The organism is Micromonospora sp. NPDC047793, assembly GCF_040642635.1.
Classification (GTDB): domain Bacteria; phylum Actinomycetota; class Actinomycetes; order Mycobacteriales; family Micromonosporaceae; genus Micromonospora.
This window is the reverse complement of the sequence record NZ_JBEYSG010000021.1, coordinates 23,821-38,132: the sequence shown is the minus strand read 5'-3', so window position 1 is coordinate 38,132 and position 14,312 is coordinate 23,821. Positions and strand designations below refer to the sequence as shown.

The window sequence follows — 14,312 nt, the reverse complement described above, 5'->3', positions numbered from 1 at the left end:
ATTCAATGTGCTCGGCCCATTGACATTAGCGACCAAAGCTGGTCCGCTTCCGATCAACGGGGCGAAACCTCGGTCCCTGCTCTCGATCCTGCTGATGAACCCCGGTCGGACGGTCGCCACCGGTCGCCTCATCGACGGTATCTGGCCGACGTCACCGCCCGCCTCGGCGCTGCACAACGTCCGGACCTACGTCCACCGGCTACGGCAGCTCCTCCAGCAGGTCGGGGACTCGGCCGACCGGCTGGTCCGCGACGGCACCGGCTACCGGTTGCGGGTCGAGGAGGACGAACTCGACCTGCTGCGGTTTCAGCGGTTCGTCGGTCAGGGACACCGGGCGGCCCGGGAGGAGCGCCTGGACATCGCCGTCGACCTGCTCGGCAAGGCCCTCGACCAGTGGCACGGACATCCGTTGGAGGATCTGCCGGATCTCGGCACCGACGTCGCCGCGTGCACCGTGGCACTACAGGAACAACGGCGGGCGGCGGTGACCGAGCTCATCGACGTACGGCTCCGACTGGGACAGCCCGCAGCGGTCATCCCGCAGTTGCGGCGGATGGTGGCCGAGGAGCCGTTCGACGAGCCCCGGCAGGCCCAACTCGTCGTCGCGCTCACGCTCGAAGGCCGGGTCGCGGAGGCGCTCGCCGCCTATCAGGAGGCACGGCGGGTGATCGTCGACGAGTTGGGCGTCGATCCGGGTCCCACCCTCCAGGGTGCCCTACAGGTCGCGCTCGACGCGGACTCGGCCGAGGCCCGGCCGCCCGGCGGTTGGTCGGCGGTGATCGCGGGCGGACCGCCCCCGGTCGCTGTCGATCCACCGGCCGGTCGCCGGGCCCTGCCGATGAAGCCGCCCCGGCTGGTCGGACGGGTCGCCGCCGCCCACCAGTTGCGCGCCATCGCGGACACCCTCGGCGCCGACGAGCACGCGGCCGTCGTGCTCGTCACCGGCGCGCCGGGCGTCGGCAAGTCCAGCTTCGCCGTGGCCAACGGCTACGACCTGGCTGACCTCTTTCCCGACGGGCAACTCTTCGTCAGCTTCGACCACGCCGCCGGTACGCCCCGGAGCACCGCCGACCTGATGCGGGAACTGCTCGTCGAACTCGGCGTCGCCCTGACCGACGTGCCCGAGGACGTCCGGGAGCGGGCTGCGGTGCTGCGGTGCACGCTCGCCGATCGGCGACTGCTCCTGATCATCGACGACGTCGACTGCGCCCAGCAGGTACGGCCCCTGCTCCCGGGCGCCGGCCGGAGCCTGGTGCTGATCACCAGTCGACAGCGCCTGCTCGACCTCGACGTGGGGTGGCGGCTGAGTCTCGGGCCCCTGAGCCGGGTCGACGCGGTGCAACTGCTGGCGACCATCGCCGGTGAGCACCGGGTACGCGAACAGCCGGAGGTGTTCGGTCGGATCGCGGCGGCCTGCGACCAGTTGCCGTTGGCGCTGCGGATCGTGGGCAGCCGCATCGCCGACCAGCCCGGCATCGCCCTGCCCAGCTTCACCGAGCAGTTGGAACGGGAGGAGAACCGCCTGGAGGAACTCGCCGTCGGTGACATCTCGGTCCGCCACAGCCTCTCCGGCAGCTACCAGTCACTGACGCCCCAGGCGCGGGCCGCGCTCAACGCGCTGGCCACCAGCGACCTGTTGATCACGCAGTCCAGCGCCGGGGACATCCTGCACCTGCCCCGACCGCAGGCCAACCGGGTGGTCGAGGACCTCGTGGCGCACAACCTGCTGGTGCCGGTCGACTCGGACGGCACCGGGCAGCGCTTCCACCTGCCCAACCTGCTGCGCATCTTCGCCCGGGAGTGCGCCGCCCCGCCCACTCAGTTCTCCCCGGCCGCCTGACCGGAACCCACCCGGCCGGTGCCGAGCGCATCGGCCAGCACCTCGACGAACCGGGTCAGCACCGCGCCGTCCGGCAGGTGGTCCGGGTTGATCTCGGTGACCGCCAGTCCGGCGAAGCGCGGGCTGCGCACCAGCGTGGCGAGGGTGGTCGACGCCTCGGCCAGCGTGAGTCCGGTCGGTTCCGGCACGTCGGCCAGCGGAGTCTCGACGAAGTCGAGCACGTCGACGTCGAAGTGCACCACGAACGACTCGGCGGCGGCCTCGGCGGCAGCGCACGCCCGTCGTCCCGCCGCGAGCGGATCGGCGTGCACCTCGTCCGCCGGCACGTACGTGATGCCCAGCTCGGCCACCAGGTCGTACTCGTGGTCCCCCGGGGGCAGCGAGTCTCCGTACACGACCACCCGGTCGGGAGTCAGCAGCGGCACGGCACCACCGACGGCGGCGACCTCGGGCCGGGTGCCGGGCAACCCCAGCATGTGTGCCAGACCCATCGCGTCCATGTTCCCGTTCGCCCTGGTCAGCGGTGTGTACAGGTCCGGTCCACCGTCCACGTAGACCAGCGCCGCCGGTGCGCCGGCCCGGGCGTGCCCGGCGACCAGCCCCAGGCTCACCGTGCAGTCACCACCGAGGACGAGCGGCAGTCGGGACCGGCGTACCGCCGCCTCGACCTGCTGCGCGACGTCCGTCGCGACCCGTGCCACCTCGGCCGCGTTCTGGCCGGTACGACGTGCGGGGTCGGGACGCCAGCGGGACGACGGCACGTCACCGAGGTCGTCGACCTCGCAGGTGCGCCGCAGCAGCCGGACCAGACCCGCCTCGCGCAGCGCGGCCGGCGCCTGCTCCACGCCGGGGGTGTGCGCGCCCGCGCTCGACGGTGCACCGATGACGTCCCATGCGGTGGTCATGCCTCATCATCACCCCACCGATGCGTCGCTGCCGAGCACCGGAGTGCCCGCGACGGGTGCGGATCCGGCGATCCGGCAGGCCAGGCCGGTGGTCCGAGCCACCCACTTTCCCGTGCTTTAGTACATCTGGTGGCTCCCGCACGGACACCGACGCCGCTTATCCTCCCGAGGTCTAACCCTCGGAGGCCGCGCACATGCAGCGAAGTAGAAGTACACGACTACTCACAATCCCGGGCGTACTGGCCACCGCCGCCGCGCTCACCCTCTCCAGTGGCACCGCCGCGTTCGCCGACCCGGTGCCCACGACGCCGTTCATCAGTGAGATCCACTACGACAACGTCGGCGCGGACGTCGGCGAGGCGATCGAGATCGAGGCGCCGGTCGGCTACGACCTGAGCGGCTGGCAGATCGTCCTCTACAACGGCGCGAACGGTGCGCCGTACAACACCAGGACGCTCAGCGGTGCCGTTCCGACGGCGGGCGTCGTCGTCGCGTCGTACCCGGTCGACGGCATCCAGAACGGTGCGCCCGACGGCGTCGCCCTGGTCAAGCCCGACGGCGGGGTCGCCGAGTTCCTCACCTACGAGGGCACCTTCACCGCGGTCGGCGGGCCGGCGAACGGCCGGACCGGTGTCGACATCGGCGTGGAGGAGACCGGGTCCACCCCGGTCGGCCACTCCCTCCAGAAGATCGACGGCACCTGGCGGCCCCCGGCGCCCCACAGCTTCGGGGTGCGCAACGGCGAATCCGGCCCCGGTCCGGACCCGGACCCGGACCCGCCGCTGGGCTGCACCGTCACGGTCGACCGCACCATCGCCGAGGTCCAGGGCACGGGCGACGCCACGCCGCTGGCCGGCACCCGGGTCACCGTCGAGGGCATCGTCACCGCCGACCACCGCACCGGCGGCTACAACGGCGTGTACGTGCAGACGGCGGGCAGCGGCGGGGAACGCACCGTCGCCGCCGGGACCGCCTCGGACGCGGTCTTCGTCTATCTGACCACGAACACCGCCAACCACCCGTCGGTCGCGATCGGCGACCGGGTCCGGGTCAGCGGCACGCCGAGCGAGTTCAACGGCCTCACCCAGCTCACCATCGCCGCCAAGAGCGACGTCCAGGTCTGTGAGCAGGGCGCACCGCTGCCCACTCCAGTCCCGATGGAGCTGCCGCTGAGCGACGACGCCCGCGAGTCGGTCGAGTCGATGCTGGTCGCCCCGGTCGGCGCGTACGCCGTCTCCGAGGTCTACAACACCAACCGGTTCGGCGAGGTCGTCCTCACCGCCGGTGACAAGCCCGCCGCCACCCCCACCGACAAGGCCCGGCCCGGCTCGGAGACCGCCCGCCAGATCGCCGCCGACAACAAGGCGCGCCGGCTCCTGGTGGACGACGGCAAGACCACCAACCTGGCCAACGCCGGACTGCTCCCGCCGTACGTCTCCCCGGCCGCCCCGCTGCGGGTCGGCGACTCGGTCGAGGCGTTCGGTCCGTCGGTGCTGTCGTACGCCTTCAACGAGTGGCGTCTGCAGCCGACCCGTCCGGTCGACGCCGACACCCCGCCGGCCGACCGGACCACCTTCAAGTCCACCAACCCGCGTACCGCCGCTCCGGTCAACGTCGGTGGCGACCTGCGGGTGGCCAGCTTCAACGTGCTGAACTACTTCGTCCACTTCGGCGGTGACGCACGCGGTGCCGCGAACGAGGCGGCACTGGTCAAGCAGGAGGCGAAGATCGTCTCGGCGATCAGCGCACTCGACGCCGACGTGGTCGCACTCCAGGAGATCGAGAACTCGGTCCGCTTCAACACCTCCGACCCGCAGCAGGCGCTCAAGCGGCTGGTCGCCGCCCTGAACACCGAGGACGGCGCGGGCACCTGGGACTACGTCCGCACCCCGACCGAGCTGCCGGGCGCCGCACAGCAGGACGTCATCACCACCGCGATCATCTTCAAGCCGGCCAAGGCCCAGCCGAAGGGTCCGTCGCGTTCGGTGAACGACGAGTCGGTCTGGTTCAACGCCCGCGAGCCGCTGGCGCAGACCTTCACCGCCGGTCCGCTCGACTTCACCGTGGTCGTCAACCACTTCAAGTCCAAGAGTGGCGCCGGCAGCGGTGACAACGCCGACGCCGGGGACGGTCAGGGCGGCTGGAACGGCGACCGGATCCGCCAGGCCACGGCGCTGGCCACCTTCGTCGACCAGGTGAAGGCCGACAGCGGCACCGACAACGTGCTGCTGCTGGGTGACTTCAACTCGTACACGCACGAGGACCCGATGCAGGTCCTCTACGCCAAGCAGTACGGCAACCTCAACGACACCGGTAAGACGAGCTACGTCTTCGGTGGCGAGTCCGGTTCGCTGGACCACGCCCTGGCCTCGCCGTCGCTTGCGGACCGGGTGACCGGCGTGGACGTCTGGCAGACCAACGCGGTCGAGTCGTACGCCTTCCAGTACGACGGTCTGGCCTCGTTCTTCGCGCCGGACCCGTACCGCGCCAGCGACCACAACCCGCTGATCGTCGGGCTCAACACCGGGGCCGCCCCGGTGGACCTGCAACTGCTGACCATCAACGACTTCCACGGTCGGCTGGAGTCACCGGCCACCGTGAACGGTCAGCCGGTCGGCGGTGCCGCCCAGCTCGCCGGTCTGGTCAACCAGTTGCGGGCGCAGAACCCGAACACGGCGTTCGTCTCCGCCGGTGACAACATCGGCGCGTCCACCTTCATCTCGGCGATCGACGACGACAACCCGACGATCGACTTCCTCAACCAGGCCGGGCTGACCGCTTCGGCGGTGGGCAACCACGAGTTCGACCAGGGCATGACCGACCTGACCGACCGGGTGATGGAGCGGGCCGACTTCCCGATCCTGGGCGCCAACGTGTACCGGGGCGACACCCGGGCGCTGCCGGCGTACTCGGTCAGCAGCATCGGTGGGATCAAGGTCGGCTTCATCGGCGTGGTCACCGAGCAGACCGCGTCGCTGGTCAGCCCGGACGGCATCGCCGGCCTGACCTTCCGCGACCCGGCTGCCGAGGCGAACCTGGTCGCCGCCCAGCTCAAGGACGGCAACCCGGACAACGGCGAGGCGGACGTGGTGGTGCTGCTCACGCACGAGGGCGCCGCCACGGAGAACATCGACTCCCCCGAGGCCCTGGCGAACGACCCGGTCTTCGGCAAGTTCACCCGAGTCGACGCCACCATCGACGCCATCTTCAGCGGTCACACCCACCAGCCGTACGCCTTCGAGGTCCCGGTCCCGGGCACCGACAAGCTGCGTCCGGTGGTCCAGGCCGAGGACTACGGCAAGCGACTGGGCAAGGTCACGCTGACCTTCGACCCGCAGTCGGGTTCGGTCACCGCCGCCGACGCGTCGCTCGTCGACGTGGTCGGTGCGCCGCAGGACCCGGCGGTGGCCGAGATCGTCGCCGCCGCCAAGGTCAAGGCCCAGGAGCTGGGTCAGCGCAAGCTCGGTGAGATCACCGCCGACATCCGGCGGGCCTACACCGACGGCAACGAGGACCGGGGCAAGGAGTCGGCGCTGGGCAACTTCATCGCCGACGTGCAGCTCGCCGGCACCGCCGACGCCGGCCGGGGCGGGGCGCAGATCGCGTTCATGAACCCGGGCGGTCTGCGGGCCGACCTGCTGTACCGGACCGACGGCACGGTGAGCTACTCCGACGCCTTCTCGGTCCAGCCGTTCTCCAACGACGTGGTCACCAAGTCCTACAACGGTGCCGAGATCAAGCAGGTGCTGGAGCAGCAGTGGCAGCCGGCGGGCGCGTCCCGTCCGGTGCTGTGGCTAGGTGTGTCGAAGGGCTTCAGCTACACCTACGACCCGGCCGCCGCGCAGGGCTCACGGATCACCTCGATACAGCTCGACGGCGCGCCGATCGACCCGACCGGCACCTACCGGGTGACGGTGAACTCGTTCCTCGCCTCCGGCGGGGACAACTTCACCACCCTCGGTGGCGGCACCGACCGGGCCACCACCGGCGACAACGACCTCACCATGCTGGTGAACTACCTCGCCGCCAACTCGCCGGTCACCGCGGACACCACGCCGCGCTCGACCGTCGGGCAGGGCGACCCGGACTGGGACGTCACGGTGCAGGCCCGCAGCCAGTGCGTCGGCACCAACGCGTACGTCTCGGTCAGCGCCCAGAACGCCGACGACGTGGCACTGACCATCGAACTGGTCACCCCGTACGGCTCGCGCACGGTCACCGATGTGGCCCCGGGCAAGACCGCCTACCAGGCGTTCAACACCCGGGCCAAGACGGTGGCGGCCGGTACCTCGACGGTCAAGGTCACCGGTACCGTCAACGGCCAGCCCGTCACCACCCGGGTAGAGGCGCCGTTCCCCGCGCTCACCTGCGGTTAGTTCGTCTCGCGGTGGCGGTGCCTCCGGGTGCCGCCACCGCACCATCCCCCGTTCGACAGACATGAGCACCAAACGGAGCATCGAATGCACACAAGGAACCACAAGCGCCTGATCGCGGCCACTGCCGCCGGTGCGCTGCTGGCCGGGTCGGTGGCGCTGGCGTCGCCGGCCCTCGCCGAGCCGGTCGACAGCACCGACGTCCGCGTCACCGTCGACATCGAAGAGGTCAAGGAACCGGGCGTGCTCGCCCTTTCGGTCGCCGGCAACTCGGTGGCGCTCTCCGAGGACGGCTCGACCCTGCTGGTCCGCCAGTTCGTCGGCACCCTGCCGACGGTCACCGTCACCGACACCCGGACCGCCGACGAGGTGCCCGAGGGCTCCGCCTGGGCGGTGCTGGGCAGCGCCACCAACTTCGTCGGCAGCAGCGGCCAGGACCCGATCAGCGCCGGACACCTGGGCTGGAAGCCGCGCCTGGTGGACGGCGGCGACAGCGGCCTGGTCAGCGAGGGCGAAGAGGTCGTCACCGTGCTGGACGAGCCGACCCAGCCGGGCAACAACGTGGGTCTGGTCGACCAGGAGCTGCTGATCTCGACGTTCGACTCGGGCGCGGTCACCGGTGACGCGTACTCCGTCAACGCCGGGCTGTTCCTGCGGACCCCGGCCGATGTGGCCGCCGGGTCGTACACCTCGACGCTGACCCTCTCCCTGTTCGAGTAGTGCCCTGGTCGGGGAGCCGCCTCGGGCGGCTCCCCCGGCCGCACCCCTACCGCCGAAGGGATCCCGCCATGTTCCGAACCTCGCCACCGCGAGCGCTGTCGCGGCTGCTCGCCGTGCTGGCCGTGGTGCTCGTCGCCACGCCGATCGCGCCGGCCGGTGCGATGGCGGAGCCGACCACCCCGACCGTCACCTGGGCGGTCCAGCCGGCCGACCGCAGCGGTCCGGACGGGCGGCGGTGGATCGAGCACACCCTCGACCCCGGTCAGGTCATGACCGAACACCTGGCGGTCCGCAACTTCAGCGACTCCTCGGTGGTCTTCTCCCTCAAGGCGGCCGACGGCTACCTCACCGACAAGGGCCGCTTCAACATGCTGCCCTCGAACGAGACCTCGGTGGACGGCGGCACCTGGATCGACGTGCAGGAGCAGGTCACCGTCGGCGCCAAGCAGACCAAGGTGGTCCCCTTCACCATCACCGTGCCGGAGAACGCCACCCCGGGCGACCACCCGGCGGGTATCGCGGCGACCGTCACCAGCACCGGCGGCACGGTCGCCGTGGAGAGCCGGGTCGGCTTCCGGGTGATGATGCGCGCCAGCGGCACGATCACCGCCAGCCTGGCCGTCGACGGGCTCAGCGCCACCTACACGCCCTCTTGGAACCCGTTCTCCGGCGGCACGGTCGAGGTCAGCTACACCGCCACCAACAACGGCAACGTCACGGTGACCGGCAGTGGCGACGTGGCCGTCCGCGAACTGTTCGGCCTGACCGGCCGGGAGACCCCGACCGAGGTCGACGAGATCCTGCCGGGCGGCCAGAAGACGTTCGACGCCCGCGTCGACGGCGTGTGGGGGCTGGGCCGGATGCGGACCACCGTCGACCTCACCCCCGCCGTGCAGGGCGGCGACGCCACCGGCGCCGTGATCCGCCCCGCCTCGGCCACCGTCACCACGTGGAGCGTCCCGTGGGCGCAGCTCGTGCTCCTGCTGGTCGTCGGCGTACTCGTCGTCGCCGTTCGGACCGTGCTCCGGCGCCGTCGGCAGCGACTCGCGCAGATGCTCGCCAGCGCCCGGGAAGAGGGCCGGGCCGAGGGCCGCAAGGCCACCGTCGGTTGACCGGCCACCCGGCGCCCGCCTCAGCGGGGTGCCGGGTCAGCCGGTCGGCGGCTGGGCCAGGTCGGTCGGCAGCAACACCCGGAAGACCGTGTTCCCCGGCGTGCTCGTCACCCGGATGTCGCCGTGGTGCTTGTTGACCACGATCCGGTACGAGATGTCCAGCCCCAGCCCGGTGCCCTCGCCGACCGGCTTGGTGGTGAAGAACGGCTCGAAGATGCGCGGTCGGATCTCCGCCGCGATACCCGGTCCGGTGTCCGCGATGTCGACGGCCAACTGGTCGTTGACCAGGGCGGTGCGGACGGTCAGCGTGCCGCTGTCGGGCATCGCGCCGAGAGCGTTGTCGATGAGGTTGCTCCACACCTGGTTCAGCTCGGCCGCGTACGCGGGAATGGCCGGCAGGCTCCGGTCGTACTCCCGGACCACCCGCACCCCGGCCGGGACCTTCGCCTTGAACATCACCAGCGTGGCGTCGAGCAGTTCGTGCACGTCCACCACCTGGTAGGGCGCGCGGTCGAGCTGGGAGTACTGCTTGGCGGCGCCGACCAGCGTGGAGATCCGGATGGCAGCGTCGGCGATCTCCGCCATCAGCAGCTCGGTCTCCACCGCGTAGGTCAGCCAGCGCACCGCCGCCTCGACGTCCTCCGGCCCCACCGCCGCCTGGACCCGCTCCAGCCAGTCGACGTCCAGCCCGGCGCTGACCAGCGTCTCCGCCAACTGCCAGCCGGAGGTGAAGCCCTGGTCGTCGAACCAGTCGGTCAGTGCGTCCTCGGCGTCGCTGGCGGCCAGGGCGGGAAGTGGCGTGGCCTTCGCCGCCCGTTCGGCCGCCTCCTCCTGGAGCGCGACGAGGGCGTGCAGCCGTCGGCCGTCGATCCGGCCGTCGGCGATCAACGCCAGCTTGTGCCGCATCGCGGCGATCCGCTCGCGCAGGCTGGAGGTGGCCCGCACCGCCGCGCTCGCCGGATTGTTCAGCTCGTGGGTCAGCCCGGCCGACAGCGAACCGAGGGCCAGCAGCCGCTCCCGCTCACCGACCAGCGTCTGGGTGTCCCGCATGCCGATGAACATGCCGTCCAGCAGGTGCATCGCCATCGGGAACCAGGACCGCACCGCGTGCGCGAACTGCTCCGCCGGGAGCACGAAGAACTCCGAGTCGGTCAACGCCCACATGCTGTTGCGATACTGCCGGGCGTCGCCCACGTACGCCTGGGTGGCACCGCCGTACGCGCCGCGCTGCGAGGTGCGGCTGATCTCCACCTCGTCGCCGTGCACCGTGCGGCAGAGGCGTACCGTGCCGTCGAGCAGGACGAAGAAGCACTCGGCCGGGTCGCTCTCCCCATAGACAAGCTCACCGCCGGCCCGCCGCTCGACCCGCCCCTGACTGGCCAGGAACGCCAACTGCTCGGCGTCGAGCGACTCGAACAGGAACAGCGTCCGCAGCTCGTCCTCGGTCAGCCGCTGCGGCTCCGCTCCGGCTGTCGGTCCGTCGGTGGTCATTGCGCCTCCAGGTAACGGTGCACCAGGGATACCGCCATCGCGCCCTCGCCGACGGCCGAGGCCACCCGCTTCACCGACGCCGCGCGCACGTCACCGGCGGCGAAGACCCCCGGCACGCTCGCCTCCAGGTGGTACGGGTCGCGCGGCAGCGACCAGCCGGCCGGCCGGCGCCCGGCGGCGACCAGGTCCGGCCCGGTCACCACGAAGCCCCGGTCGTCGCGGACCACCGTGCCGTCCAGCCAGCCGGTACGCGGTTCCGCGCCGATGAAGACGAACAGCCAGGAGGTGTCCACGTCCCGCTGCTCGCCGGTGCGGGTGTCGCGCAACGTCAGTTGTTGCAGGTGTTCGTCGCCGGCGGCGGAGACCACCTCGGTGTGCGGGTGCACGGTCACCTGCTCGATGCGGCCGAGCTGCTCGATCAGGTACTGCGACATCGAGGCGGTCAGGTCGGCGCCCCGGATCAGCAGGTGCACCCGCTGCGCGTACCGGGAGAAGTAGACCGCCGCCTGCCCCGCCGAGTTGGCCCCGCCGACGATGTAGACGTCCGCGCCGACGCAGCTCGGCGCCTCGCTGGCGGCCGACCCGTAGAACACCCCCCGGCCGGTGAACTCGTCCAGGCCGGGTGCCGCCAGCATCCGGTACGACACGCCGGTGGCCAGCACCACCGAGTGCGCGGCCAGGCTCTGACCGTCACTGAACCGCAGCACCCGCGCCGAGCCGGCCTCGTCCAGGCCGACCACCTCACGGGTGCTGAGCAGCTCCGCGCCGAACTTGAGCGCCTGCCGGCGGGCACGGTCGGTGAGCTGCGCGCCGGAGACACCGTCGGGGAAGCCGAGGTAGTTCTCGATCCGGCTGCTCTGCCCGGCCTGTCCACCGGTGGCCAGCCGCTCCACCAGCACGGTCCGCAGCCCCTCGGAGGCGCCGTACACCGCCGCGCCCAGCCCGGCCGGACCGCCACCGACCACGATCAGGTCGTAGAAATCGGCCGTCGGGGTGACGTTCAGACCGATCAGCCCGGCCAGCTCCGCCTCCGCCGGGGCCACCAGCGTCTTGCCGTCGCCGGTGACCACCAGCGGTACGTCGGCCTCGGTCACCCCCGCCGCCGCGAGCAGCCGCACCCCCTCGGGGTCGTCGACCAGCAGCCAGCGGTACGGCACCAGGTTGCGGGCGAGGAAGTCACGGATCGCGAAGGACTCGGCGGACCACCGGTGCCCGACCACGCGGATCTCGGTGGCCGCCGCGATCGGGCTCGCCGACCAGGCGTCCAGGAGCGAGTCGACCACCGGATAGAGCTTCTCCTCCGGCGGGTGCCAGGGCTTGAGCAGGTAGTGGTCGAGGTCGACCAGGTTGATCGCGTCGATCGCCGCACCGGTGTCCGCGTACGCGGTCAGCAGCACCCGACGGGCCGCCGGGAACAGGTCCATCGCCGCTTCCAGGAACTCGATCCCGGTCATCTCCGGCATCCGGTAGTCGGCCAGCAGCAGGGCCACCTGCTCACCGCGCAGTTTGATCTCCCGCAGCGCCTCCAGCGCCTCCGGGCCGGCGTTGGCGCGCACCACCCGGTACCGGTCGCCGTAGCGACGCCGCAGGTCCCGGGCGACGGCCCGGGAGACCGCCGGGTCGTCGTCGACGGAGAGAATCACCGGGTTCGCCATGGGCCAATGAAAGCACGGCGGTGTGCCACCTCGGTTGCCCCCGAAACGCCCGCTGTTGCACATGCCGTAGCGGCATGTGGTGGGGTCGGATCACCACACCACGCGAAAGGCGCTGCCTGCGATGTACCCCACACTCACACCTCCCCGGCAGGTCAAGATCGGTGATGCCGCCGCGTTCGCCGGGACCACCCCACGCGCCATCCGCCACTACCACGAGATCGGTCTGCTGCCGGAGCCCGAGCGCGGCGGGGACGGCCGCCGCCGCTACGGCTATGACGACATGACCCGCCTGCTGTGGATCCGCAAGATGGCTGATGCCGGTATCAGCCTGGACGACATACGGGCCGCCTTCGGCGGTGCCCGGGACGACGCCGGAGACGCTGCCCAGGACCACGCCCCTATCGAGTCGGTCCTGAGCAGGCTGGAGGAGACCTTGGCGGCGCAGGAGGCCGCCATCAAGCGTCGGCGCGCGGCTGTCCAGCGCCTACAGGCGGTGGGCAGCCCACTGGGGCTGCTCTCCGAACTGGTCACGGACCGGCTCAGCCACCTGCCCCCGGGCGCGTTGCGCCCCTCCGATCTCGACGCCCTGCTGATCACAGAACGGATCTTCGGGCCGCTGGGCGCCGCCATCCAGGCCGGCACGTTCATCGTGCTGGCCACCCACCCCGAGCTGCGGGCCGAGGAGGACCGTCTTGAGGCGGCCGAGGCCGCCCTCGACGACGGCGTCGACCCCGACGACCCGCGCGTCGAAGAGCTCGCCGCACAGCGATGCGCTCACCTGATGGCCCTGAATCAGGCCATCGAGGCAGCCGGTCTCGACGCGGCCGAGGAAAAGATCTTCGAGACCTACGAGGCCGACCTGAACGGGGATGAGGGCGCAGAGATGGGTGCCGCCACAGCGATCACCAAGATGCCGTACGACTTCTCTCCTGCCCGGATGCGCTGCGTGGAGCTAGCCGGACGGCTCTTCGGCGAGGCCCTTGCCGACGCCCACTCCGCAGACAACTGATCGCCTGCGCCGTGCACTGACATCCAGCCCGGCGGGTGGGCACCCGGCATCGTCGCAAGTGCCTGCACCAGGTGCCACCCGCATACGGCCGCAGCGTGACGGAATGCGGTCCGCTGCGCCTCTATCCCGTAGACGGTAGGCCGGACCGTCGGCACGCGGGACTTCCTTGCGCCGGGAGCGCTCTGCATTCCGGCTCGGTCGACGTCAGTCCTCGTCGATCGGGCTGGGGCGGTTCTCGGCGATCCAGGCCCGGACATCCTTGCCATCCCAGACGCGGCCCATCTTCAACGTCACGACCGGGTCAGGGAATCCCTTGCGACCCACGATGATCGTGGCGCGCTGCTTGCTGATCCCACCAAGCAGATCACGGATCTCATCCAACCCGAGCAGCTCCACAAACTGACGCTATGGCCTGCAGGAGTTGCACAATGGGAAAGAGGGTTAGACGCTTCCTTTGGGGGTTGTCTTTGTACACCCCCCCGTGATGCCATGGATTCATGACGCGATTCGTCTCGTTCAAGGAGTGTCTGGCCGGCGTTGCTCTGACCCTCACGCGAAGGCACAGACCGGCGTGGAACCACATCCTCAAACGAGTGACCTGTCGGTGCGGACGGGATCTCCCCTGCCGAGTGCGGCACCGGGTGCCGATCAACCGGGGCCACTGGCCCGGGGAAACGTCGTGACTAGCCACGGGCCGGTTTTGCCGATCTGGACCTGCGCGGGGTGTGGTGCCCACTGGCCCTGCCGCACACGCCGCCAGGAGTTGCAGGCCGAGTACGCCAACGCACCGGCATCCCTGGCGCTCTACCTGGGCTCGTGCATGTTGGCGGCCAGTCGGGACATGGGGTGGGCTCCGGCCGGGCTGCTGCACCGAAGGTTCCTCGGGTGGCTGTCGTGACCACACCCCGCGCCGGTGAGCTGCTCCGGGTGGGACGTGAGGCCAGCGTGCAATTCCGACAGCCGATCCTGTTCCGCGTGATCCGGGTCCTGAACCGGACCACGTACGACGGGTGGATCTGGTTGGAGGGCTACCAGCTCAACGGCCGAGGAGATGCGGTCGACCGCCGGGCCATCTTCGTCCAACCGGCCGGACTGCGGACCGCACCGGCACCCGTGGCGGACCGGCGTTCGGGGCGGAAGAGGGTTTCCTCCAAGCCCTGCGGCGCGGCCTTCGTAGGGACAGCGGACCCGGGAACGCCGCCGTAGG

10 protein-coding genes are annotated in these 14,312 nt (G+C 70.9%); 6 read left to right on the top strand and 4 right to left on the bottom strand.

Going from position 1 to position 14,312, the window contains the following annotated elements; all coding sequences use genetic code 11:
- Positions 1–94 precede the first annotated feature (94 nt).
- Positions 95–1,840 carry a BTAD domain-containing putative transcriptional regulator gene (locus tag ABZ738_RS28660; RefSeq protein ID WP_236145660.1) on the top strand — a complete coding sequence of 582 codons (1,746 nt, stop codon included), beginning with the start codon at positions 95–97 and terminating at the stop codon, positions 1,838–1,840.
- Here the strand turns inward: ABZ738_RS28660 and ABZ738_RS28655 are convergent.
- Positions 1,819–2,745 (bottom strand): arginase family protein, encoded by a 927-nt coding sequence (locus ABZ738_RS28655; protein ID WP_131052488.1) that lies wholly within the window; start codon positions 2,743–2,745, stop codon positions 1,819–1,821. The genes ABZ738_RS28660 and ABZ738_RS28655 overlap by 22 nt on opposite strands.
- Before the next feature lie 194 nt (positions 2,746–2,939).
- Between ABZ738_RS28655 and ABZ738_RS28650 the strand changes: the two genes are divergently transcribed.
- The 3 genes from ABZ738_RS28650 to ABZ738_RS28640 all read left to right on the top strand — a co-directional run bounded on the left by ABZ738_RS28650 (position 2,940) and on the right by ABZ738_RS28640 (position 8,950).
- Complete coding sequence (locus tag ABZ738_RS28650; RefSeq protein ID WP_357218262.1) at positions 2,940–7,121, top strand: ExeM/NucH family extracellular endonuclease; 4,182 nt, start codon at positions 2,940–2,942, stop codon at positions 7,119–7,121.
- Positions 7,122–7,205: 84 nt separating this feature from the next.
- A complete protein-coding gene (locus ABZ738_RS28645) occupies positions 7,206–7,838 on the top strand; it encodes a hypothetical protein (RefSeq protein WP_131052490.1) in 633 nt (210 codons plus the stop codon).
- 68 nt (positions 7,839–7,906) lie between these two features.
- Complete coding sequence (locus ABZ738_RS28640) at positions 7,907–8,950, top strand: DUF916 domain-containing protein (protein ID WP_131052491.1); 1,044 nt, start codon at positions 7,907–7,909, stop codon at positions 8,948–8,950.
- 36 nt (positions 8,951–8,986) lie between these two features.
- Here ABZ738_RS28640 and ABZ738_RS28635 read toward each other — a convergent pair whose 3' ends face one another.
- Together ABZ738_RS28635 and ABZ738_RS28630 are read right to left on the bottom strand one after the other, a co-directional pair.
- Positions 8,987–10,441, bottom strand: coding sequence for an ATP-binding protein (locus ABZ738_RS28635; RefSeq protein WP_131052492.1), 1,455 nt, complete (start codon positions 10,439–10,441; stop codon positions 8,987–8,989).
- Positions 10,438–12,096 (bottom strand): FAD-dependent oxidoreductase, encoded by a 1,659-nt coding sequence (locus ABZ738_RS28630; protein ID WP_357218257.1) that lies wholly within the window; start codon positions 12,094–12,096, stop codon positions 10,438–10,440. Before ABZ738_RS28630 ends, ABZ738_RS28635 begins: the two co-directional genes overlap by 4 nt.
- Positions 12,097–12,175: 79 nt before the next feature.
- On the opposite strand from ABZ738_RS28630, the gene ABZ738_RS28625 reads away from it, so the two are divergent.
- On the top strand, positions 12,176–13,105 hold the full coding sequence (locus ABZ738_RS28625) for a MerR family transcriptional regulator (protein ID WP_236145611.1): 930 nt from the start codon (positions 12,176–12,178) through the stop codon (positions 13,103–13,105).
- A 204-nt stretch (positions 13,106–13,309) separates the two neighbouring features.
- On the opposite strand, the gene ABZ738_RS28620 is transcribed toward ABZ738_RS28625, so the two are convergent.
- Positions 13,310–13,501: a hypothetical protein gene (locus tag ABZ738_RS28620; protein WP_131051935.1), complete on the bottom strand. Its 192-nt coding sequence runs from the start codon at positions 13,499–13,501 to the stop codon at positions 13,310–13,312.
- A gap of 498 nt (positions 13,502–13,999) precedes the next feature.
- Between ABZ738_RS28620 and ABZ738_RS28615 the strand changes: the two genes are divergently transcribed.
- Entirely contained in the window at positions 14,000–14,311 is a 312-nt protein-coding gene (locus ABZ738_RS28615; protein WP_236145612.1) for a hypothetical protein, read from the top strand.
- Position 14,312: the final 1 nt, after the last annotated feature.